21 protein-coding genes are annotated in these 21,756 nt (G+C 72.7%); 14 read left to right on the top strand and 7 right to left on the bottom strand.

Going from position 1 to position 21,756, the window contains the following annotated elements; all coding sequences use genetic code 11:
- On the top strand, nt 1-849 hold the full coding sequence (dapF, locus tag AC5L3Z_RS18735; RefSeq protein ID WP_494843687.1) for a diaminopimelate epimerase: 849 nt from the start codon (nt 1-3) through the stop codon (nt 847-849).
- Nucleotides 850-1,154: 305 nt separating this feature from the next.
- Here dapF and AC5L3Z_RS18730 read toward each other — a convergent pair whose 3' ends face one another.
- Nucleotides 1,155-2,627 (bottom strand): NAD-dependent malic enzyme, encoded by a 1,473-nt coding sequence (locus AC5L3Z_RS18730; protein ID WP_494843685.1) that lies wholly within the window; start codon nt 2,625-2,627, stop codon nt 1,155-1,157.
- 179 nt (nt 2,628-2,806) lie between these two features.
- Here AC5L3Z_RS18730 and hflX point away from each other — a divergent pair, with 179 nt between their 5' ends.
- Nucleotides 2,807-4,258: a GTPase HflX gene (gene hflX, locus AC5L3Z_RS18725; protein WP_494843683.1), complete on the top strand. Its 1,452-nt coding sequence runs from the start codon at nt 2,807-2,809 to the stop codon at nt 4,256-4,258.
- A gap of 49 nt (nt 4,259-4,307) precedes the next feature.
- Nucleotides 4,308-6,047, top strand: a complete 1,740-nt coding sequence (locus AC5L3Z_RS18720; RefSeq protein WP_494843681.1) for a hypothetical protein — start codon at nt 4,308-4,310, stop codon at nt 6,045-6,047.
- Between the two features lie 70 nt (nt 6,048-6,117).
- Here the strand turns inward: AC5L3Z_RS18720 and lexA are convergent, their stop codons facing one another.
- Nucleotides 6,118-6,903, bottom strand: a complete 786-nt coding sequence (lexA, locus tag AC5L3Z_RS18715) for a transcriptional repressor LexA (RefSeq protein WP_334527590.1) — start codon at nt 6,901-6,903, stop codon at nt 6,118-6,120.
- A gap of 576 nt (nt 6,904-7,479) precedes the next feature.
- Between lexA and nrdR the strand changes: the two genes are divergently transcribed.
- The 3 genes from nrdR to AC5L3Z_RS18700 all read left to right on the top strand — a co-directional run bounded on the left by nrdR (nt 7,480) and on the right by AC5L3Z_RS18700 (nt 11,982).
- Nucleotides 7,480-7,965 (top strand): transcriptional regulator NrdR, encoded by a 486-nt coding sequence (nrdR, locus tag AC5L3Z_RS18710; RefSeq protein WP_334527587.1) that lies wholly within the window; start codon nt 7,480-7,482, stop codon nt 7,963-7,965.
- Between the two features lie 65 nt (nt 7,966-8,030).
- The gene (locus tag AC5L3Z_RS18705) at nt 8,031-10,919 is read left to right on the top strand and encodes a vitamin B12-dependent ribonucleotide reductase (protein WP_494843678.1); all 2,889 of its coding nucleotides are present in this window, start codon (nt 8,031-8,033) and stop codon (nt 10,917-10,919) included.
- 127 nt (nt 10,920-11,046) lie between these two features.
- Nucleotides 11,047-11,982, top strand: coding sequence for a DUF2332 domain-containing protein (locus AC5L3Z_RS18700; protein ID WP_494843676.1), 936 nt, complete (start codon nt 11,047-11,049; stop codon nt 11,980-11,982).
- Nucleotides 11,983-12,058: 76 nt separating this feature from the next.
- On the opposite strand, the gene AC5L3Z_RS18695 is transcribed toward AC5L3Z_RS18700, so the two are convergent.
- From AC5L3Z_RS18695 to AC5L3Z_RS18685, 3 genes are all read right to left on the bottom strand, one after another.
- Entirely contained in the window at nt 12,059-12,376 is a 318-nt protein-coding gene (locus tag AC5L3Z_RS18695; protein WP_494843674.1) for a TraR/DksA family transcriptional regulator, read from the bottom strand.
- A 61-nt stretch (nt 12,377-12,437) separates the two neighbouring features.
- Nucleotides 12,438-12,638, bottom strand: a complete 201-nt coding sequence (locus AC5L3Z_RS18690) for a hypothetical protein (protein ID WP_494843672.1) — start codon at nt 12,636-12,638, stop codon at nt 12,438-12,440.
- 390 nt (nt 12,639-13,028) lie between these two features.
- Nucleotides 13,029-13,181 (bottom strand): hypothetical protein, encoded by a 153-nt coding sequence (locus tag AC5L3Z_RS18685; RefSeq protein WP_494843670.1) that lies wholly within the window; start codon nt 13,179-13,181, stop codon nt 13,029-13,031.
- Nucleotides 13,182-13,467: 286 nt separating this feature from the next.
- Between AC5L3Z_RS18685 and AC5L3Z_RS18680 the strand changes: the two genes are divergently transcribed.
- Together AC5L3Z_RS18680 and AC5L3Z_RS18675 are read left to right on the top strand one after the other, a co-directional pair.
- Nucleotides 13,468-14,445: an asparaginase gene (locus tag AC5L3Z_RS18680; protein WP_494843668.1), complete on the top strand. Its 978-nt coding sequence runs from the start codon at nt 13,468-13,470 to the stop codon at nt 14,443-14,445.
- 227 nt (nt 14,446-14,672) lie between these two features.
- Complete coding sequence (locus AC5L3Z_RS18675; protein WP_494843667.1) at nt 14,673-14,915, top strand: C1orf53 family protein; 243 nt, start codon at nt 14,673-14,675, stop codon at nt 14,913-14,915.
- Nucleotides 14,916-15,072: 157 nt separating this feature from the next.
- Here the strand turns inward: AC5L3Z_RS18675 and AC5L3Z_RS18670 are convergent, their stop codons facing one another.
- On the bottom strand, nt 15,073-16,035 hold the full coding sequence (locus AC5L3Z_RS18670) for a LuxR C-terminal-related transcriptional regulator (protein WP_494843665.1): 963 nt from the start codon (nt 16,033-16,035) through the stop codon (nt 15,073-15,075).
- 222 nt (nt 16,036-16,257) lie between these two features.
- On the opposite strand from AC5L3Z_RS18670, the gene AC5L3Z_RS18665 reads away from it, so the two are divergent.
- The 4 genes from AC5L3Z_RS18665 to AC5L3Z_RS18650 all read left to right on the top strand — a co-directional run bounded on the left by AC5L3Z_RS18665 (nt 16,258) and on the right by AC5L3Z_RS18650 (nt 18,844).
- The gene (locus tag AC5L3Z_RS18665; protein ID WP_494843663.1) at nt 16,258-16,425 is read left to right on the top strand and encodes a hypothetical protein; all 168 of its coding nucleotides are present in this window, start codon (nt 16,258-16,260) and stop codon (nt 16,423-16,425) included.
- On the top strand, nt 16,422-16,682 hold the full coding sequence (locus AC5L3Z_RS18660) for a hypothetical protein (RefSeq protein WP_494843661.1): 261 nt from the start codon (nt 16,422-16,424) through the stop codon (nt 16,680-16,682). The genes AC5L3Z_RS18665 and AC5L3Z_RS18660 overlap by 4 nt, the downstream gene beginning before the upstream one ends.
- Nucleotides 16,683-16,738: 56 nt before the next feature.
- Nucleotides 16,739-18,037 carry an FG-GAP repeat domain-containing protein gene (locus AC5L3Z_RS18655; protein ID WP_494843659.1) on the top strand — a complete coding sequence of 433 codons (1,299 nt, stop codon included), beginning with the start codon at nt 16,739-16,741 and terminating at the stop codon, nt 18,035-18,037.
- A gap of 252 nt (nt 18,038-18,289) precedes the next feature.
- A complete protein-coding gene (locus tag AC5L3Z_RS18650) occupies nt 18,290-18,844 on the top strand; it encodes a hypothetical protein (RefSeq protein ID WP_494843657.1) in 555 nt (184 codons plus the stop codon).
- 28 nt (nt 18,845-18,872) lie between these two features.
- On the opposite strand, the gene AC5L3Z_RS18645 is transcribed toward AC5L3Z_RS18650, so the two are convergent.
- Nucleotides 18,873-19,556, bottom strand: coding sequence for an iron-dependent transcriptional repressor DtxR (locus AC5L3Z_RS18645; protein WP_494843655.1), 684 nt, complete (start codon nt 19,554-19,556; stop codon nt 18,873-18,875).
- A 98-nt stretch (nt 19,557-19,654) separates the two neighbouring features.
- On the opposite strand from AC5L3Z_RS18645, the gene AC5L3Z_RS18640 reads away from it, so the two are divergent.
- Nucleotides 19,655-20,512: a sulfurtransferase gene (locus AC5L3Z_RS18640; RefSeq protein ID WP_494843653.1), complete on the top strand. Its 858-nt coding sequence runs from the start codon at nt 19,655-19,657 to the stop codon at nt 20,510-20,512.
- A gap of 48 nt (nt 20,513-20,560) precedes the next feature.
- Nucleotides 20,561-21,742, top strand: coding sequence for an acetoin utilization protein AcuC (locus AC5L3Z_RS18635; protein WP_494843651.1), 1,182 nt, complete (start codon nt 20,561-20,563; stop codon nt 21,740-21,742).
- Nucleotides 21,743-21,756 lie beyond the last annotated feature (14 nt).

Genomic DNA, 21,756 nt, shown 5'->3' with positions numbered 1-21,756 from the left:
GTGGAGTTCACCAAGGGCCACGGCACCGGCAACGACTTCGTGATCCTGCCCGATCCGGACGGCACGCTCGATCTCACCCCGGGGCTGGTCGCCGCGATCTGCGACCGCCGCCGCGGGGTCGGCGGCGACGGCGTGCTGCGGGTGGTGCGGGCGGCGAAGCATCCCGAGGGCGTCGCCCTGGCCGGCGAGGCCGAGTGGTTCATGGACTACTGGAACTCCGACGGTTCCTTCGCCGAGATGTGCGGCAACGGCGCCCGGGTCTTCGTCCGCTACCTGCTGGAGACCGGGCTGGCCACGCCGACCGGCGTGGCGTTGCCGGTGGCCACCCGGGCCGGGGTGGTGCGCGCCCGGGTCGAGGGGGACACCATCGCCGTCGAGATGCGCCGCCCCCGGGTGTACGACGCGTCGACCACCACCCTCGGCGCGCTGACCCTGCCCGGCGCGGCGGTGGACGTCGGCAACCCGCATCTGGTCTGCGCGCTGCCGGCCGGGCTGGAGCTGGCCGCCCTGGACCTGACCCGGGCGCCGGACTTCGACGGCGAGCTCTTCCCCGCCGGGGTGAACGTCGAGTTCACCGCGCCGGGGGAGCCGGTGCCGGGCACCGACGGGCACGTCCTGATGCGGGTGTACGAGCGCGGCTCGGCGGAGACGCTCTCCTGCGGCACCGGCGCCTGCGCGGTCGCCGCGGTGGCCCTGCGGGACGCCGCCCGGGACACCGGCACGGTCGCGGTGGACGTCCCCGGCGGCCGCCTGACGGTCACCGTCACCGACGACTCCTGCTGGCTGGCCGGCCCGGCCGTCCTGGTGGCCACCGGCGCCGTCACTCCCGGCACCCTGCTTTCTTCCTGAGCCTCGGCCCCGCCGGCCCGTCGGCCCCGCCAGGCCCCGCTGACCCCGCCAATGGGCCGACGGCGTGGCCAGCCGCCGGGGAGAGGTGACCTTCGCACGGGCGGAGCGGCCGGGAACCGACCGTCCGCTCGGCACGCTTTGCTCTGCTGCCGCGGGCGCAACAGGCGGTGTCCGGATATCGGACGGTCGCCGTTGCCGTGGGGGCAGCAGAGCAAAGCCGGTGAACCCGGCCCGCCGACCCGCCGGGACGGGGCGCTGAGCCGACTCGTCCGTCCGGGGTCAGCGGGCGGGCCCGCAGGCGGGCGTCAGGGGGTCGCGGAGGCGTTGGCGGCGATCTCGGGGAGGTCGGACGGGCCGGAGTCGGCGGCCGGCCGCGGCGCGGTGGCCGGGTTCTGGGCAGCGGCGCGGACCGCGGCGGCGACCGCGGGCGCCACCCGGGAGTCGAAGACGCTCGGCACGATCACCGTCGGGTTGATCTTGTCCTCGCCGACCACGTCCGCGATGGCCCGGGCGGCGGCGATCGCCATCTCCTCGGTGAACTCCTCGGCGTGCGCGTCGAGCATGCCGCGGAAGACGCCCGGGAAGGCGAGCACGTTGTTGATCTGGTTGGGCTGGTCGGAGCGGCCGGTCGCCACCACGGCGGCGTGCTTGCGGGCCTCCCGCGGGTCGACCTCCGGGTCCGGGTTGGCCAGCGCGAAGACGATCGCGTCCTTGGCCATGGTGGCGATGTCGTCGCCGGTGAGCAGGTTCGGCGCGCTGACGCCGATGAAGACGTCCGCGCCGCGCACCGCCCCGGGCAGGTCGCCGGAGTAGTTCTCCTTGTTGGTGTTCTCGGCCAGCCACTGCCAGGCCGGGTTGAGGTCGGTCAGCCCGCGGTGCAGGGCGCCCTGCCGGTCGTACGCGATGATGTCGCCCACGCCCTGGCGCAGCAGCAGCTTCATGATCGCGGTGCCGGCCGCGCCGGCGCCGGAGACCACGACCCGGACGTCCGCCAGCTGCTTGCCGACGACGCGCAGCGCGTTGGTCAGCGCGGCCAGCACGCAGATCGCGGTGCCGTGCTGGTCGTCGTGGAAGACCGGGATGTCCAGCGCCTCCCGCAGCCGGGCCTCGATCTCGAAGCAGCGCGGCGCGGCGATGTCCTCCAGGTTGATCCCGCCGTACGCGGGCGCGATCGCCTTGACGATCGCGACGATCTCGTCGGTGTCCTGGGTGTCCAGCACCACCGGCCAGGCGTCCACCCCGCCGAAGCGCTTGAAGAGCGCCGCCTTGCCCTCCATCACCGGCAGCGACGCCGCCGGGCCGAGGTTGCCCAGACCCAGCACCGCCGAGCCGTCGCTGACCACCGCGACCGTGTTGCGCTTGATGGTCAGCCGCCGGGCGTCCGCCGGGTTCTCCGCGATAGCCATGCAGACCCGGGCCACCCCCGGGGTGTACGCGCGGGACAGCTCGTCGCGGGTGCGGAGCCCGACCTTGGAGGTGACCTCGATCTTGCCGCCCAGGTGCAGCAGGAACGTCCGGTCGGAGACCTTGCGGACGTCCACCCCGTCGAGCGCGGTCAGCGCGTCGACCACCTGGTCGGCGTGGCTGGTGTCGGCGGTGTCACAGGTCAGGTCGACGATGACGCTGGTCGGGTCGGAGTCGACCACGTCCAGTGCGGTGACGATGGCCCCGGCCTCGCCGACGGCGGTGGTCAGCCGACCGATGGAGGAGGCGTCCGCGGTCACCGCGATTCGGATCGTGATCGAGAATCCTGCGCTGGGCAGTCGGGTGTTGGCCACGGGAAGTTCCTCCGTCAACGCTGATCGGCTCGCCCCGCATTTCTACTCGCCCACCGAGGTCGGCCGGCATCCGGCCCCGATTTTTGTGCCCCTTTCCCGCGCGGGCATATTGCGGGTGCGTCGGGCGTTGGTACATGTCAGGATTGCTTTCTCAGTGGCAAAACGGACAGGAGACCAGTTTGCGAGACCAGGAGAGCTTCGTTCCCTTCGAGGACGAGGAGCTCGACGTGACCACCGGCGAGATGGAGCTGTCGGAGCGGCAGTCGCTGCGGCGCGTCCCCGGCCTCAGCACCGAACTCACCGACATCACCGAGGTCGAGTACCGGCAGCTGCGCCTGGAGCGGGTGGTTCTGGTCGGTGTCTGGACCGAGGGCACGCAGAGCGACGCGGACAACTCCCTCACCGAGCTGGCGGCGCTGGCCGAGACGGCCGGCTCGCAGGTGCTCGAGGGGCTGATCCAGCGGCGCAACCGCCCGGACCCGGCGACGTACATCGGCCGGGGCAAGGTCGACGACCTCGGCGCGATGGTGCTCGCCACCGGCGCCGACACGGTGATCTGCGACGGTGAGCTCTCTCCGTCGCAGCTGCGCAACCTGGAGCAGCGCACCAAGGTCAAGGTGGTCGACCGGACCGCCCTGATCCTCGACATCTTCGCCCAGCACGCCAAGAGCAAGGAAGGTAAGGCGCAGGTCGAGCTGGCCCAGCTCGAATACCTGCTGCCGCGCCTGCGCGGTTGGGGTGAGACGTTGTCCCGGCAGACCGGTGGTTCCGGCCGCGGTGGCGGCGCCGGCGGCGGCGTGGGTCTGCGTGGTCCCGGTGAGACCAAGCTGGAGACCGACCGGCGCCGGATCCGCACCCGGATCTCCCGGCTGCGCCGTGAGATCAAGGGCATGAAGACGGTACGCCAGACCAAGCGCGCCCGACGCTCCCGCAACGCGGTGCCCGCGGTCGCCATCGCCGGCTACACCAACGCCGGCAAGTCCAGTCTGCTCAACCGGCTGACCGGCGCGGGAGTGCTGGTCGAGAACGCGCTCTTCGCCACTCTCGACCCGACCACCCGCAAGGCGACCACCTCCGACGGTCGGCTCTACACCCTCTCCGACACGGTCGGCTTCGTCCGGCACCTGCCGCACCAGATCGTCGAGGCGTTCCGCTCGACGCTCGAGGAGGTCGCCGAGTCCGACCTGGTGGTGCACGTCGTCGACGGCGCCCACCCGGATCCGGAGGAGCAGGTCCGCGCGGTCCGGGAGGTGCTCTCCGAGGTCGGCGCCGACCGGCTGCCCGAGCTGCTGGTGGTCAACAAGGCCGACGCCGCCGACGAGGAGACGCTGCTGCGGCTCAAGCGGCTCTGGCCGGAGGCGGTCTTCGTCTCCGCACGCACCGGCCGCGGCATCGACGGGCTGCGCGAGGCCGTCGAGAATCGGCTGCCCCGTCCGGCGGTGGAGGTCCGTGCCGTGCTGCCGTACGACCGGGGTGACCTGGTCGCCCGGCTGCACCGGCAGGGCGAGGTGCTGAGCACCTCCCATCTGCCCGAAGGGACCCTGGTGCACGTCCGCGTCGGGGAGGAGATCGCCGCCGAGCTGGCGCCCTTCGTCACGACGGAGGAGCCCGCGGCCGCCGGCACCCGCTGAGCGCTCCCGGAGCGTCCAACGGTTCAGCGTGGCATGCGACACTGGCGCAATGCGTCGCGCTGTTTCCTCGGTCACGGTTGCCCTCGGCCTGCTGGGGGCGACCGTGGCCTCCGCCGGTGCCGCCCTGGCGGCACCGGCGCCCGCCGCTCCGGTGACGCCGGGCAAGAAGAAGTGCACGATCGAGGACAAGCGACTGCGGGAACTCTCCGGCATCGTCGCCACCAGGACCGGCTACATCGTGATCAACGACGGCTCGTTGGACGAGAGCCGTAAGCGGGTCTTCTTCCTTGACAGCAAGTGCGCCATCGCCCGGGAGCCGGTGGCCTACTCCGGCTCCGGCCCGTTGGACACCGAGGACCTGGCGGTCTCGCCGGACGGCGAAACGCTGTGGATCGGTGACATCGGCGACAACCCGGGCAAGGAGCGACGCCCCCGGGTCGCGGTCTGGACGATGCCGATCGGTGGCGGCAAGCGACCGGTGCTGCACCGGCTGTCGTACCCGGAGCAGAAGCCGCACGACGCCGAGGCGTTGCTGGTCGGCGCCGACGGGTTGCCGCTGGTGATCACCAAGGTGCCCAGCGGCAAGGCGGAGATCTACACGCCGGAGCGGAAGCTCAAGAGCAGCGGCGACCCCGAGGCGGTGCCGATGAAGAAGGTCGGCGAGATCAAGCTGCCCGAGACGACGACCGACAACCCGCTGAACATCTTCGGTCGGGTGGCGATCACCGGCGCGGCCCGGTCGCCGGACGGCTCGAAGGTGGTGCTGCGCACCTACGCCGACGCCTTCGAGTACGCCGTGACCGGCGACGACGTCGTCGGGGCGCTCACCACCGGCAAGCCCCGGGTCACCGCGCTGGCCGACCCGTTCGGTGAGGGGATCTCCTACAGCCCGGACGGCAAGACCTACCTCACGGTCTCCGACGGCGCGGACTTCGCCCCCGACGACCCGGTCGAGATCCTGGCGTACGCCCCGTCGAAGACCGGCACGGAGGCGCTCGCCACCGACCCAGAAGCCAAGAGGCCTAAGGCCGAGGGGTCCTGGCTGGACGGCATGAGCCTGGATCAGATCACCTACCTGATCGGCGCGGTCGGCGTGGTCGGCGCGCTGCTGGTCGGTGCCGGCATCTTCGGCATCGTTCGGTCCCGGCGCAGGCCGCCGACGGTTGGCGAGGACGACGGCCGGGACCGGCCCGACGGGCCGGACCGCGACGCTCCGTTCACCTCCGGTGCCCTGCCCGGGGACGGCTTCGGGCCGGCCGGCGACGGCCCGCCCGGCGGCGACCGGTCGCGGGCCGGGGTCTACGGCGGCGCGCCCGCCGGAAGTGGCGTGTACGGCGGTCCGGCTCCGGCCGGTGGTGCGCCGGCCCGCCCGGCGGGCGGGGCGGTCTACGGCGGCGGGCGTCCGGCGGGGCCACCGCCCGCGGGCGGTGGCCGTCCGGAGGGCGGGCGGGGTTCCGGCCGCCCGGCCGGCAGTGGCGTCTACGGCGGCGGCGGCCGTCCGGCGGGTGGCAGCGGCCGTCCGCCGGGCGGTGGCGTCTACGGAGGCGGGCCGGCCGGTGGCGGCGCCCCCCGCGGTGCCGGCCCGCGTGGCGAGGGTGGTCCCGACGGCGGTGGCCCCCGTCGTGGCGGCCCCCGCGGCACCGGCGTCTACGGCGGTGGGGGGCAGGCCGAGCCACCGCGCCGCGAGCCGCATCCCCGCCCCGGCCCGCGCCGCGACGGCGATCCCGACGACCGCCGGGGCGGCCGGTACGGCTACGGGCAGCCGCCGGCCCGGGGCGACCGTTACTGAGACCTGACATGACGCGACGGGTGGCCACCCCAGGGGTGGCCACCCGTCGGTCGTCGAGTGCGGCGGTGGGTCAGATGCGGCGCAGCACCGCCACGACCCGGCCCATGATGGTCGCGTCGTCGCCGGGGATCGGGTCGAAGGCGGGGTTCTGCGGCATCAGCCAGACGTGCCCGTCGCGCCGCCGGTAGGTCTTGACGGTCGCCTCGCCGTCGAGCATGGCCGCGACGATCTCCCCGGAGTCGGCGGTGGGCTGCTGCCGGACCACCACCCAGTCGCCGTCGCAGATCGCCGCGTCGAGCATCGAGTCGCCCTTGACCTGGAGCATGAAGACCTCGCCCTCACCCACCAGCTCGCGGGGGAGCGGGAAGATGTCCTCCACCGCCTGCTCGGCCAGGATCGGCCCACCGGCGGCGATCCGGCCCAGCATCGGCACGTACGCCGGGGTTGGGCGCTGCGAGCGGCTCAGCTCGTCGTCGACGGCGTCGCTCGGCGCCCGCACGTCCACCGCGCGCGGCCGGTTGGGGTCGCGCCGCAGGAAGCCCTTCTTCTCCAGCTCCTTGAGCTGGTAGGCGACGCTGGACGGGGAGACCAGGCCGACCGCCTCGCCGATCTCACGGACGCTCGGCGGGTAGCCGTGCCGCTCGACCCAGGTGCGGATGAACTCCAGGATCCGGCGCTGCCGGGCGGTGAGGTCGACCGTGGCCGGGTCGGGGAAGCTGCTGACCACCGGGGTGACCGCGCGCACGGCCGGCTGCCCGGTGCGGCTGCGGGCGGCGCGGGGGCGCCGTGTGGCCGGCGGACCCGCCTCGGCGATCTGCTGCGGGTTCTTCGGCCGGCTGGCCCGGTCCTCGGTCACGTCCGTCCTCCCTGGTCGGCGCTGGGTGCCTCGGCGGCTCGTGGTGCGTACGGGGGTGTCGCTGGTCCGGGCCCGACGTCGTGCGACGCACCCGGTCGTTCATGACCGTATAGGTGAGATCGGTCATTTTCAAACATCTGTACGACCTGCTGTCGGCGTGTCGGGCGGAAATCGTGGAAACTCGAACGCGCGTTCTGATAAATGGTACGTCCCCGTCGAACTGCTGTTCGACCGGTACGTCGTTTCGCGATGGCCGTCCGTTTCCCGCCTGTCGGCCGGGACGGGCGGTAACCTCCTGCGGGTCCCGCCGGTTGGGGTTGTCGGCGCCGGGGGTTCGGGAGGTTTGCGGCGTGACGCGCCGGACACGCCGCCAACTTGACCACGTCCGGCCGGCGGCCTACGGTCGACCCCTAGATGTAGTAGTCACACGGGCGTAAGTCGCCTACAGGTTGGGTTCGACTACCGACCGCACTCCCGTACCGTCGACGACGGCGACGGCCACCGATGGTGGTCCCGCCGGGTTGCCGCGTGCCCGGAGGCGGTCGGCGCGCCCACGGTCGATCGAGGAGGTCAGCGATGCGGTGTCCGTACTGCCGGCATGCCGACTCCCGGGTGGTCGACTCTCGAGAGGCCGACGACGGTCAGTTGATCCGTCGCCGGCGCTCCTGCCCGGAGTGCGGCAAGCGGTTCACCACGGTGGAGGAGGCCGTCCTCGCGGTGGTCAAGCGCAGCGGGGTGACCGAGCCGTTCAGCCGCACGAAGATCATCGGCGGGGTGCGCAAGGCGTGCCAGGGCCGGCCGGTCGACGAGGACTCGATCGCGCTGCTCGCGCAGAAGGTCGAGGAGACCGTTCGGGCCAAGGGGGCCGCCGAGATCCCGAGCCACGACGTGGGGCTGGCGATCCTGGGCCCGCTGCGGGACCTGGACGAGGTGGCCTACCTCCGCTTCGCCAGCGTCTACCGGTCCTTCGACTCGCTCGCCGACTTCGAGCGGGAGATAGAGACGTTGCGGGAGGCCGCGCGCGCCCGCGAAGAGGCCGGCGCCGCCGGCCGTACCAGTTGATTTTTGCGAATTCCTGACAGTGACGACGCGCGGCGGGTGACCGCGCAGACGAGGGGGCGGATGAGATGGCGGGGGACGGCGTGACAGCCAGCCGGTCGCGGGCAGCGAAGAACGGCGCGGTGACGGGGCTCAAGGTGCAGCGGGTCTGGACGACCGAGGGCGTGCACCCCTACGACGAGGTGACGTGGGAGCGTCGCGACGTCGTGATGACGAACTGGCGGGACGGCTCGATCAACTTCGAGCAGCGCGGGGTGGAGTTCCCCGAGTCCTGGAGCGTCAACGCGGCCAACATCGTGACCACCAAGTACTTCCGGGGCGCGGTGGGTACCCCGGAGCGCGAGTGGTCGCTCAGGCAGCTGATCGACCGGGTGGTCACCACCTACCGCAAGGCCGGTGAGGACCACAACTACTTCGCCACCCCGGCGGACGCGGAGATCTTCGCGCACGAGCTGACCTGGATGCTGCTGCACCAGGTGTTCAGCTTCAACTCGCCGGTCTGGTTCAACGTCGGCACGCCGTCGCCGCAGCAGGTCAGCGCCTGCTTCATCCTCAGCGTCGACGACTCGATGGACTCCATCCTGGACTGGTACAAGGAGGAGGGGCTGATCTTCAAGGGCGGCTCCGGCTCCGGCGTCAACCTCTCCCGGATCCGCTCCTCCCGCGAGCTGCTCTCCTCCGGCGGCAACGCCTCCGGCCCGGTCAGCTTCATGCGCGGCGCGGACGCCTCCGCCGGCACCATCAAGTCCGGCGGCGCCACCCGGCGCGCGGCGAAGATGGTCATCCTCGACGTGGACCACCCGGACATCCAGGAGTTCGTGGTCACCAAGGCGCGCGAGGAGGACAAGATCCGTGCGCTGCGCGACGCCGGGTTCGACATGGACCTGGGCGGCGCCGACATCGTCAGCGTGCAGTACCAGAACGCCAACAACTCGGTCCGGGTCTCCGACGAGTTCATGACGGCGGTGGAGAACGGCGGCGGCTTCGACCTGCGCGGTCGGCTCGACGGGGCGACCATCGAGACGATCGACGCGAAGAAGCTGTTCCGTGACATCTCCCAGGCCGCCTGGGAGTGCGCCGACCCCGGCCTGCAGTACGACGACACCATCAACGACTGGCACACCTGCCCGGAGACCGGGCGGATCACCGCGTCGAACCCGTGCTCGGAGTACCTGCACCTGGACAACTCCTCGTGCAACCTGGCCTCGCTCAACCTGATGAAGTTCCTCCGCGCCGACGGTGGCTTCGAGGTGGAGCAGTTCGTCAAGTCGGTCGAGCTGGTCATCACCGCGATGGACATCTCGATCTGCTTCGCCGACTTCCCGACCGAGAAGATCGGCGAGACCTCCCGCGCCTACCGGCAGCTCGGCATCGGCTACGCCAACCTGGGCGCGCTGCTGATGGCCTCGGGCCTGCCGTACGACTCGGAGCAGGGTCGCTCGGTCGCCGCGGCGATCACCTCGCTGATGACCGGCACCGCCTACCGCCGCTCGGCCGAGCTGGCCGGCGTCGTCGGCCCGTACGACGGCTACGCCCGCAACGCCGAGCCGCACAAGCGGGTCATGCGCAAGCACGCCGCCGCCAACGACGCGATCAAGCCGGCCGGCACGGTCGCCACCGCCATCCAGCGGGAGGCCACCAAGCAGTGGACCGAGGGCAACAAGGTCGGTGACAAGTTCGGCTGGCGCAACTCGCAGGCCAGCGTCCTCGCGCCGACCGGCACCATCGGCTTCATGATGGACTGCGACACCACCGGCGTGGAGCCGGACCTGGCGCTGGTCAAGTTCAAGAAGCTGGTCGGCGGCGGCTCGATGCAGATCGTCAACCAGACCGTTCCGCGCGCCCTGCGCAGCCTCGGCTACCCCGAGGAGCAGGTCGAGGCGATCGTCGAGCACATCGCCGACCACGGCCACGTGGTGGACGCCCCCGGGCTCAAGCCGGAGCACTACCCGGTCTTCGACTGCGCGATGGGCGAGCGGACGATCGCCCCGATGGGCCACGTGCGGATGATGGCGGCGATCCAGCCGTTCGTCTCCGGCGCCATCTCCAAGACGGTCAACATGCCGGAGGCGGCCACCGTCGAGGACGTCGAGAAGATCTACTTCGAGGGCTGGAAGCTCGGCCTCAAGGCACTGGCGATCTACCGGGACAACTGCAAGGTCGGCCAGCCGCTCTCGGTGGCCAAGTCCAACAAGGCCACCGAGCCGGCCGGGGTCGAGGCCGCCGCCGTCGAGAAGGTGGTCGAGAAGGTCGTCGAGTACCGCCCGGTGCGCAAGCGGCTGCCGAAGAAGCGCCCGTCGGAGACGGTCAGTTTCTCCGTCGGCGGCGCCGAGGGCTACCTCACCGCGTCGTCCTACCCCGACGACGGCCTCGGCGAGGTCTTCCTGAAGATGTCGAAGCAGGGTTCGACGCTGGCCGGGGTGATGGACGCCTTCTCGGTGGCCATCTCCATCGGTCTCCAGTACGGCGTGCCGCTGGAGACGTTCGTCAGCAAGTTCACCAACATGCGCTTCGAGCCGGCCGGTATGACCGACGACCCGGACGTGCGGATGGCCGCCTCGGTGATGGACTACATCTTCCGTCGCCTGGCGCTGGACTTCCTGCCGTACGAGCGCCGCGCCGAGCTGGGCATCTTCACCGCTGCGGAGCGGTCCGCCCAGCTGCGGGCCGAGGCCGAGGCGGAGAGCGCCGCCGCCGACCTCACCGCGATGGCCTCCTCGGCTCCGGTCGAGGCGCCGGAGCCGAAGACCGGCCCGGTGGCCCAGCCGGCCCAGGAGATGGCAGAGGTCGCCGCCGCCAAGCCGGCGCCGTCGGTGGGTTCCAGCACCGAACTGCTGGAGGCCGTGATCGGCAAGGCCGCCGACGCACCGCTCTGCTTCACCTGCGGTACGAAGATGCGCCCGGCCGGTAGCTGCTACGTCTGCGAGGGCTGCGGCTCCACCAGCGGCTGCAGCTGACCCGCACGGTCCGGCCGGCAGGTGGTGCCTGACCTGCCGGCCCGACCACTGGAACGTCCCCCGGACCGCCACGGTCCGGGGGACGTTCCATGTGGTGGCGTCCGGGGATCACTGCGACCATCGCACCATGACCATCGCCGCGAGTTACGCCGACTTCGCCGCCCGGGAGGCGCGCGGTGTGTCGCCCGGGTACGAGCGCCTGTCCCTCGCCGTCTCGCGGGACGACGAACTGCTCGCCCTGCTCGGCACGCTGCCGCCGGGCAAGCGGCAGCCGAACCTGCTGTTCGGCGTCGTCCGGCTGCTCGGCGGACCGGTCGCCGACCCGCCCGCGTTCCGCGAGTTCACGGTGGCGCACTGGTCGGCGGTCGCGGCGGAGCTGCGGGCCCGGGCCACCCAGACGAACGAGCCGGGGCGGTGCGCCGTACTCCTGCCGGTGCTCGCCGCGTTGCCGCAGCCGCTCGCGTTGCTGGAGGTCGGCGCGTCCGCCGGGCTCTGCCTCTACCCCGACCGGTACGCCTACCGCTACGGGGAGCACGTGCTCGGCGCGGGCGAACCGGTCTGCGAGTGCGCGGCCGCCGGACTGGCGCCGCCGAGCCGCCTACCCGAGGTGGTGTGGCGGGCCGGCCTGGACCTGAATCCGCTCGACGTGACCGATCCGGCCGACGTCGACTGGCTCGACGCTCTCATCTGGCCGGAGCACGAGCAGCGCCGTACCCGCCTCCGGGCGGCGGCGGCCGTCGCCGCGGCCGATCCGCCGCTGCTGGTCCGTGGCGACCTGGTGGACGACCTGCCGGCGCTGGCCGCGCGGGCGCCGGCCGGGGCGACGCTGGTGGTGTTCCACACCTCCGTGCTCTACCAGGTGCCGGCCCGGCGGCGGGACGCGTTCGTCGAGGTGGTACGCGGGCTGCGCGGCCACTGGATCTCGAACGAGGCCCCGGAGGTGCTGGCCCACGACGGGCTGCCGGAGTCGCCGGGCGAGGCGTTGTACAACGTGCTGGCGCTCGACGGACGGCCGCTGGCCTGGACCCGCTCGCACGGGCAGGCGATGACCTGGTTCGGCTGACCCGGGCGCCGCAGCGGTCGGCCGGATCCGTAGGGGCGGGGCTGCCGCGTCGGCGTGGCAGCCCCCACCCCGTACGTCAGCGCTGCTTCTGCTGGCAGGGCACGCAGAACCGGGCGTGCGGCAGCACCTCCAGGCGTTCCTGGGGGATCGGCGCGGCGCACCGCTCGCAGATCCCGTACCGGCCCTCGGCGATGCGCCGCAGCGCCCCGGTGATCTGCTCCAGGCTCTGCCGCGTGCCGGCGAGCAGCGCGTCCCGGGTGTGCGCCTCGGTCGGATCCCCCGTGTCGGCGGTGAGTTCGGTCAGCCGGGCGGTGTGCATCTCGAAGTCGGACGTCAGGGTCGACCGCAGTTCGTCGATCCAGTCCTGCCGGCCCGGCTGGGTGTGCGTGGTCATGGCGTAGCTCCTCGGAAAAGAAAAAGGGCCGAAGCTGTGGAAGCTTCGCCCTGGTGGCCGTTCACATGGTGTGCACCGGTCCAGGAGGGCTACGTCCGGCGGGGATCGGCAGTCCGGGGGCGACCGAGCCGGCGCGCGACGGCGCGACCGCGACTCGCACGACGCGGGTGGCCACGGTGACCCGAAGGGCGGGCCGGCGGGCAGCGGCGGGCGCCGCCGTCGTGTTGACGGCGGTGCTCTGCTGCTGCCCGGACGGTCGCATCCGGCCACCATAGGCCGGGCTGAACGGAAAGCCAACGCCTTACCGCGCCGTCTCGCGCCGATGCACGGTACGTCCGCCGGCGTTGCCGATCGGCGCGGGTGAACATTGAGGATGCGGTGCTGGTGGGCCCGGGCGCGCCGGTGTTGCCGGTCGGCGTCGGTCCCGGGCGCGGTCGTGCCGCAGCGGGACGACGCCGTTGCCGAAGGTGCGGGTTCCGGTCAGGCGCAGCGGCTGCCGCTCGCCCGACGCGGGGAAGACGAGGGGAACAGGGGCCGACCGCCGTCGAGGACGACCGGGTGGACGTGGAGCCGGTGATCGCCGACCGGCGTGTCCCGCCAGCCGCCATCCCGGTGGCTGACCGCCTCGGTTCGGTGGCGTTCGCCCCCGCCGTCAGGCGGCCGCGGACTGGACGGTCGCTTCGACGACCCGTTCTCCGGCCGCTGCGGCGGCCCGGCGCACCGCGACGGTCTCCCGGATGCGCCGCCGGGCTGCCCGCCAGTGTCGCTGGTCGCGGCAGGTGCGGTGAGCTGGCTCGACGATCATGTCCGACTCCTCTACTGCGTGGCGGCACGGTAGCCGTCTGCGGACACCACGGGCGTGAGCTGGCTCGCGCTGGCGGGGCGGTCGGCGTCTCCCGCCGGCGTCTTACACGGTAGTCACTAGTTCCTTCGTCAAGCAACTAAGGGCCGCATGGCGACGGTCACAGATGGTGTCCAGGTGCCCACAACTCGTCAGCGTGATCGTCTGGTCCGAGGGTTCAGGGTGCGCGGCTCGGTGGCCGGCGGCGGTAGGTTCCACCTCCGACGCGGCGCGGCGAAAGGGACCAGGCGTGACCATCTTCATCCTCACCCTCGGCGGCACCATCGCGATGGCGGGGGCCGGCCCGGGCGGCGTGGTGACCCGGCTGGCCGGGGCCGAACTCGCCGCCGCGGTGCCCGGGCTGGCGGACCTTCCGCTGGAGGTGCGGGACGTCGAGGCGGTGCCGAGCGCCGACCTGACGTACCGGCGGATCCTCGACCTGGTGGCCGTGGCGGGCGCGGCGGTGGCGGACGGGGCGGTCGGGGTGGTGGTGACCCAGGGCACCGACACGCTGGAGGAGAGCGCCTTCCTGGCGGACCTGGTCTGGCCGTACCCGGCGCCGCTGGTCTTCACCGGGGCGATGCGCAACCCGACCCTCGCCGGGCCGGACGGGCCGGCGAACCTGCTCGCCGCCGTCCGGGTCGCCGCCGCGCCGGCCGCCCGTGACCTCGGCGTCCTGGTCGCCGTCAACGACGAGATCCACGCCGCCCGGTACGTCCGCAAGACCCACAGCACCAGCCCGGCCGCCTTCGCCTCACCCAACGCCGGCCCGCTCGGTCACGTCATCGAGGGCGAGGTACGGGTGCTCACCCGGCCGGCGCGGCACGCCCCGCTGCCGCCGGTGGACCCGGACCGGCTGGCCGCCACCCGGGTGGTCCTGCACACGGTCACCCTGGACGACGACGTGGCGCTGCTCGACCGGCTCGCCGACGCTCGGCAGGGGCTGGTCGTGGCGGGCTTCGGGGTCGGTCACGTGCCGCCGGCCTTCGCCCCGGTGCTCGGCGCGCTGGCCGAGCGGATGCCGGTGGTACTGACCTCGCGGACCGGCGCCGGTTCGGTGCTGCGCCACACGTACGGGGCGGTCGGCTCGGAGACCGACCTGCGCCGGCGCGGGCTGGTCAACGGCGGGCTGCTCGACCCGTACAAGGCGAAGGTGCTGCTCCGGCTGCTGCTGGCCGGCGGCGCCGACCGGGCCGGGATCACCGCCGCCTTCGCCGCGCACGGTTGACCGGCCCGGCCGCCGGCCGGCGCGGTCCCGGCCCGGGTGATCCAGCTACGTCATCAGCTCCATAGCGCGTCGACGGCTGGTTCGGCAGTGCCGAGCCAGGACGCGTCGAGGGCAGGTCCGGCAGTGCCCGGGTCAGGACGCCGTCGAGCGCAGGCCGGTTGTGCCGAGTCAGGACGCCGCCGACCGCCTGGGAGGCGGCTGGGCCCGGGCTCCGTAGACTCGCCGGAGTGACCGGACAGCGACGACCGTTGGCGGACCGGCCGCTGACCGAGCCGCACCCGTCCCGGCTGCCGCCCGAGCACCCGGACCGGGACGAGATCCTGAGCGCCCACGCCACCGCCCTGGCCGCCGGGCAGGCCGGCTACCTCGACCCGGCGACCGGCCTCTTCGTGCTCAGCGCCGGGTTCCTGGCCCGGCGGGGCACCTGCTGCGGGCGAGGGTGCCGGCACTGTCCCTACGTGGACGGTTGAGGGCTTCCGCCGCGAGCGCCGCCGCTGCAGATGCACGGTGCACCGGGACGAGGGCTGACTCGCGTCCGGGGATCGTCTCATTCCCTCACGAGGTGCCGCGTCGCCCACCCGGTCCCGGGTGGACGATCACGGTGAGCCGCTCGATCCAGGCCCGGGATCAGATCCAGCCGCGTCGGGCCGCCTCGACGCCGGCCTGGAATCGACTGTTCGCCTCGAGTCGATCGGTCAGCGAGTTCATCAGCCGCTGAACGCTCCGGGCGGAGACACCCAGCTGGCGCGCTGCCGACTCGTCGGTGTGCCCGGCGGCGAAGAGCCGCAGCAGCGCCTTCTCCTGCGTACCGAGCGTCGTCGACCGGTTGGCGGGGCTGTGGCCGAACGGGGTGCTCTGTTGCCAGACCTGCTCGAAGAGGGCGAGCAGACCGGCGACCATACCCGGACTACGAAGCTCCAGGGCGCCGAGTCGGGGTTGCCTCGGGTCGATCGGCGTCAGCGCGATGCTCCGGTCGACGATGACCAGGCGCATCGGCAGCGTCGGCGCCGTGCGGGATTCGCTGCCCAACGCCGCCATCCGCCCTGCGTGCGCCAGCGTCGCCGGGTCGTTGCGGAAGCTGTCCAGGTAGACGTTGCGGATCCGCACGGTCCGCTCGAGCGCCGCCGCGTTGAGCGGCGCCTCGGACTGCAGGGTGTCGGCAGGCTGCGCCCCGCCGGGGCTGAAGGAGAGGCATTCCGCGGTTGCCGTACGGGCGAGCTCGGCGAGCCGTTCACGGACCGCCTCGATGCCCTCCAGCCGGATCACCACCTCCTGCTGTTCGTGCGTCATCGCCAGGTCGGCGATCGTCGTCCGAACCGTCTCGATCTGCCGCTGGCGGACCGCGATGTCCGCCTCCACCTTCGTCAGCAGAGCGGCGAGCCCGGTCTGCGGGCGCACGGCTCGCGCCACACCGTCGGTGCCGTCGAGACGGATCAGCGCCAGGCCGGCCAGCGCGTCCAACGCGTGGTGCACCTGTGACTGGTCGATGTGGAGGCGGGCCGCCAGCCCTGCCACGTCGAGCGTCGGGTGCGCGATCATCGTGAGGTAGACGGACTCGTCCATCGCCGATAAACCCAGTGCCTCCAGCATAGATCCTCCCCGTTCTGCGTTGGTGGTGATCTTAGGGGTGCGGCGACCGGTGCGCGGTCCCGTCGCCACCATTGCGACTTCTCGCCTGGCAAGGTTCCGCCACTCGCTGCCTGGTGACAGCGGCGCTCAGCTGCGGCACGCTTTGCACAACGCGGTGAACGATCACCGAACCGGGCCGGGCCGGCCGGAATCCCCATTACCAGTTCTGTGGAAGGAATGGCTATGTCTGCGCTCCGGAGCCTGTCCAATAGGCGGTATCTCGCCGCCCTCTTCGTCGCGGTGGCGGCGGTGGCACTGACCCAGGGCGCGGGCAGCGACGCCGGGACGGCCGTGCTGGCCGAGGGCTTCGGTTGGATCGCACCGGAATTGGCCGGCCCGGGCCGGCCGTGATCGCCGCCCTTGCTCGCATCGCCCCACTCGACGGCAACTGTGATTATCCCGAAGTGGAGCTCCGCACTCAGTTGTGGACACGTGCGAGCAAAGACCAGCGGATGAACCACCTGCGAATCCGGGCCGGGCCGGTCGGATTCGACATCATCGCCTTTGTGGCCGCCGACAGTCCGTCAATGGCCCATTCCATCCTGCACGGACTGGTGCAGGAATTGATTTTCGACGAACCTCGACTTCGCCTCTGGCGTGTCGTGTGAATCCCCCCCGACCGCCCGGAAGGGCGAGTCGACCCTCGAAAGGAACTGCATTGTTCGTGCAGCGCGCACGCAGATTGGCCAGCCTCGCCGCGGTCGCCACGATGGCAACCGCCGTGGCGGCGGCCGTCGCCATCTCTCCCACGGCGGCCATGGCCGCTCCGACGACCCCCTATTTCAGCTCCACCATCGACCGCTATGCCGCCTACGACGGCCAGGAGATCTGCGACCCGTCCTCCAAGCCGGGCGTGGTCGGCTTCAAGGACCTGCTCAACTCGACCTACGGCTCGCACACCTGGGGCATCGTCCGGGACTGCAGCAGCGGCGGCACCAGTGAACACAAGGAGGGTCGGGCGCTCGACTACCACTTCAACTACTACGACGCCGGACAGCGGGCCGACGCCAACGACGTGCTGAACTGGCTGCTGGCCACCGACTCGCACGGCAACAAGCACGCCATGGCCCGCCGCCTGGGCATCATGTACATGATCTGGAACGACCGGATCTGGAATTCGTACGAGGCGTCCCTCGGGTGGCAGTCCTACGGTGGCTCCAACCCGCACACCGACCACATCCACTTCAGCTTCAGCTGGGACGGCGCGAAGAAGCGCACCTCGTGGTGGTCCGGTGGCGATGTCCCGCCGGAGCCGGAGGATGTGCCGATCTCGGGTGACTGGGACGGCGACGGCGACGAGACGGTGGGCGTGTTCCGTCCGAGCACCTCGACCTTCTACCTGCGCAACACCAACAGCGGCGATGCCACGAGCATCTTCAAGTTCGGGCACGGGCCGTCCGGCGACATCCCGGTGGCCGGTGACTGGAACAACGACGGCAGGGACACCGTGGGCGTGTTCCGTCCCGGCGTCTCGACCTGGTTCCTGACCAACGGCACCACCAGCACCGACATGGAGTTCAAGTTCGGCCACGGCCCGTCGGGTGACCTGCCGGTCGCCGGTGACTGGAACAACGACGGCGCGGACACCGTGGGCGTGTTCCGTCCCGGCGTCTCGACCTGGTACCTGACCAACGGAACCGGCGCCCTGGACGCGGAGTTCAAGTTCGGCCACGGCCCGTCGGGTGACCTGCCGGTCGCCGGTGACTGGAACGACGACGGCAAGGACAGCGTCGGCGTGTTCCGGCCGGGCAACTCGACCTGGTACCTGACCAACGGCACCGGCGCCCTCGACCTGGAGTTCATCTTCGGCCACGGCCCGTCGGGTGACGTCCCGGTGCCGGGTGACTGGGACAACGACGGCGACGCCACCCCGGGTGTCCGCCGGCCCAGCAACAACACCGTCTACCTCCGCAACACCAACAGCGGCGGTGCGGTCGACATCCAGTTCATCTACGGCGTCTGATCCGAATCGGCTCACCGCGGTGGCGGGGCCCGGGACGTACCCCGGGCCCCGCCACCGCTGCCGCCGTCTGGCCCGCGGTCCGTCGCACCTGGGCGTCCGCAGGCTCGCGGCGATGAGTGGGCAAGGCGCCCGTTGCCCGCCCAGGTCGGGTCGGCCGGCCGGAAGCCGGACGATCGTGGGCTTCCGCCCGGCGGGGACAGCCCGTACGGTGTCCGACGGACATCCGGCGGGCACCCGCCGACGATCACGGAGGTGCGCGTGTACGGGCGGATCTGGCTCGCCGGCGTGGGCGTGCTGCTGACCACGGGCTGCGGCGCCGAGGCCGGGCCGGTGGCCGTGCCCCCGGTGCCCCCGGTGACGGTGGAGGTGGCGGCCGCCTCGTCGGGTGGTGCCTGCCGGCTGCTGGACTTCGCGGTCATCGAGGAGCACACGGGCGTCCGGTTCGACGTGGCGGCGGCCAGCGACCGGGGCGACACCCACACCTGCGTGGTACGCGCCGAGGACGCGGCCCTGCCCGAGCTGACGCTGACGGTCACCGACACCTCGATCGACGTGCCGGCGTTCACCGCCGACGTGCAGCCCGACGGGGCGGCCAAGGTGTCGAAGCTCGGTCAGGTCGCCTACCGGCGTACCGTCGCGAAGTCCGGCAAGCGCGGTCCGCTCGCCGAGGTGGGCTGGCTGGTGTCCGGGAAGCGGTTGGCCACGTTGCGGTGGACCTGCCCGAAGGCCGAGCCGAAGGCGACGGCGGAGGAGCTGACCGGCAAGTTGGTCGACCTGGCGAAGCAGATCGACCCCGCGGCGATGTGAGGCGGCCGGGCGGCCGGGTGACGGCGGCTCAGTGCGCGGCGACGAAGACCCGGGACGCGACCTCGCGGGGGAGCCGGATCCGCTCCCCGGAGCGGTCGATGAACACCCCGTCCCGTTCCTGCGCCACGGTGACGGTGGCGCCCGGGTCGACCCCGGCGGCGTGCAGCTGGCGCAGCACGTCGGCGTTGCTCTGCACGCTTTCGCAGATCCGCCGGACCACGACCTGACCGGAGAGGCCGGGGAACGCGAGGTTCCGCTCGGTCTCGGCGGTCTCGGCGGTCGGCTCCGCCGAGCCCAGCAGCTCCAGTCCGGGGATCGGGTTGCCGTACGGCGAGCGGGTCGGCCGGTTGAGCAGGTCGTAGACCCGCTTCTCGACGGCGTCGCTCATCACGTGCTCCCAGCGGCAGGCCTCCTCGTGGGCCTCCTCGTAGGGCATCCCGATCACGTTGACCAGCAGCAGCTCGGCGAGGCGGTGCTTGCGCATCACGGCGACGGCGTGGTCGCGGCCCAGCGCGGTGAGCGTCAGGTGCCGGTCGCCCTCGACGGTGAGCAGGCCGTCGCGCTCCATCCGGGCGACCGTCTGGCTGACGGTGGGTCCGCTCTGCCGCAGCCGCTCGGCGATCCGGGCACGCAGCGGCGGCACTCCCTCCTCTTCGAGCTCGAGGATGGTGCGAAGGTACATTTCGGTCGTATCGACCAGGTCATGCTTCACGTCAGCGGCCCTCCGGTGCACGATGCTACCCCGGCCGACCGACGAACGACCGCCGCCGAACCGCGAGGTGACCACCCGGATGGTGTTCACTGGACGCCATGTCCGGAACCGGAGAGCCGTTGATCGAGCCCGGCCAGCTCGCCGTCGCGTTGGCGGAGCCCGACCCGCCCACCCTGCTCGACGTCCGCTGGCGCCTCGCCGGCCCGCCCGGACGTGACGACTACGCCGCCGGCCACCTGCCCGGCGCGGTCTTCGTCGACCTGGACACCGCGCTCTGCGGCCCGCCCGGCGCCGCCGGGCGGCACCCGCTGCCCGACCCGGCCGCGCTCCAGGCCGCGCTGCGGGCCGCCGGCGTCCGCGCCGGCCACCCCGTCGTCGTGTACGACGGCGGCGACGGCATGTCCGCCGCCCGCGCCTGGTGGACGCTGCGCTGGGCCGGGCATCGCGAGGTACGGCTGCTGCACGGCGGCTGGCCCGCCTGGCTCGCCGCCGGCCTGCCCACCGCCACCGACGTGCCCACCCCGCCCCCGGGCGACGTGACCGTCCGCCCCGGCGCGCTGCCGGTGCTGGACGCCGACGCCGCGGCCCGGCTCGCCGCCGCCGACTCCGGCGTCCTGCTCGACGTGCGCGCCGCGCCCCGCTACCGGGGCGAGACCGAACCGATCGACCCGGTCGCCGGGCACGTGCCCGGCGCGGTGAACCTGCCCGCCCCCGAGTACGTCACCGAGGGTCGCTTCCCGGCCGCCCAGGCGCTGCGGGAGCGGTTCGCCGCCGCCGGCGTGACCGACGGCGCACCGGTCGGGGCGTACTGCGGATCGGGGGTGACCGCCGCGCAGGCGGTGCTGGCGCTGCACCTGGCCGGCCGGCCGGATGCCGCGCTCTACGTCGGCTCCTGGAGCCACTGGGTGGCCGACCCGGCCCGGCCGGTGGCCACCGGACAGACACCCCGGCGCTGACCAGCGCGCGCGGTGGGTCCGCGGCGACGCTCGTGCGACGATGGCCCCATGTCGGACGACACGGTGGTGGTGTGGGATGAGGCCCTGCTCGCCTACGACATGGGGGAGCACCCGCTCGACCCGGTGCGGGTGGAGCTGACCGTCGCGCTGGCCCGCGCGCTGGGCGTCCTGGACCGGCCCGGGGTCCGGCTGGTCAAGCCGGGGCCGGCCGACGACGCGCTGCTGACCCGGGTGCACGACCCGCGCTACCTGGAGGCGGTGCGGGCGGCCCCCGCTGACCCGCTCTTCGCCGGCTTCGGGCTGGGCACCTCCGACAACCCGGTCTTCGACGGCATGCACGAGTCCAGCGCGCTGGTGGCCGGCGCCACCGTGGCCGCCGCCGAGGCGGTCTGGCGGGGCGACGCGCGGCGCGCGGTCAACGTGGCCGGCGGCCTGCACCACGCCATGCCGGCCCGGGCCGCCGGGTTCTGCGTCTACAACGACCCGGCGGTGGCCATCGCCCGGCTGCTCGACCTGGGCGCCGAACGGGTCGCGTACGTGGACGTGGACGTGCACCACGGCGACGGCGTGCAGGAGATCTTCTACCGCGACCCGCGGGTGCTGACGGTCAGCCTGCACGAGACCCCACTCGCCCTCTTCCCCGGCACCGGGTTCCCCGACGAGACCGGCGGCCCCGGCGCCGAGGGCAGCGCGGTCAACCTGCCCCTGCCCCCCGGCGTCGACGACACCGGCTGGCAGCGCGCCTTCCACGCGGTCGTGCCGTCGGTGCTGCGCGCGTTCCGGCCGCAGATCCTCGTCACCCAGTGCGGCGCCGACGGGCACCGGTACGACCCTCTCGCCGACCTGCACCTCTCCGTTGACGGGCAGCGCGCCACCTACCTCGCCCTGCGGGCGCTCGCCGACGAGCTCTGCGACGGCCGCTGGGTCGCCACCGGCGGCGGCGGGTACGCGCTGGTCGAGGTGGTGCCCCGGGCCTGGACCCACCTGCTGGCCGTCGCCACCGGCGAGCCGGTCGCCCCGGCGACGCTCACCCCGCCCGCCTGGCGGGAGCTGGTCGAGCGGCGGCTGCCCGGCCGGCAGATCCCGCTGCGGATGACCGACGACGTCGACCCGGCGTACGAGCCGTGGCAGCCGACGGGCGAGCCGAACGCCGTGGACCGGGCCATCGCCGCCACCCGCAAGGCGGTGTTCCCGCTGCTCGGGCTCGACCCGCACGACCCCCGTGACTGACCGGGCGGCGGGGG

This window comes from Micromonospora sp. LZ37 (assembly GCF_059359015.1).
This window is presented reverse-complemented; position numbering and strand designations above follow the sequence as displayed.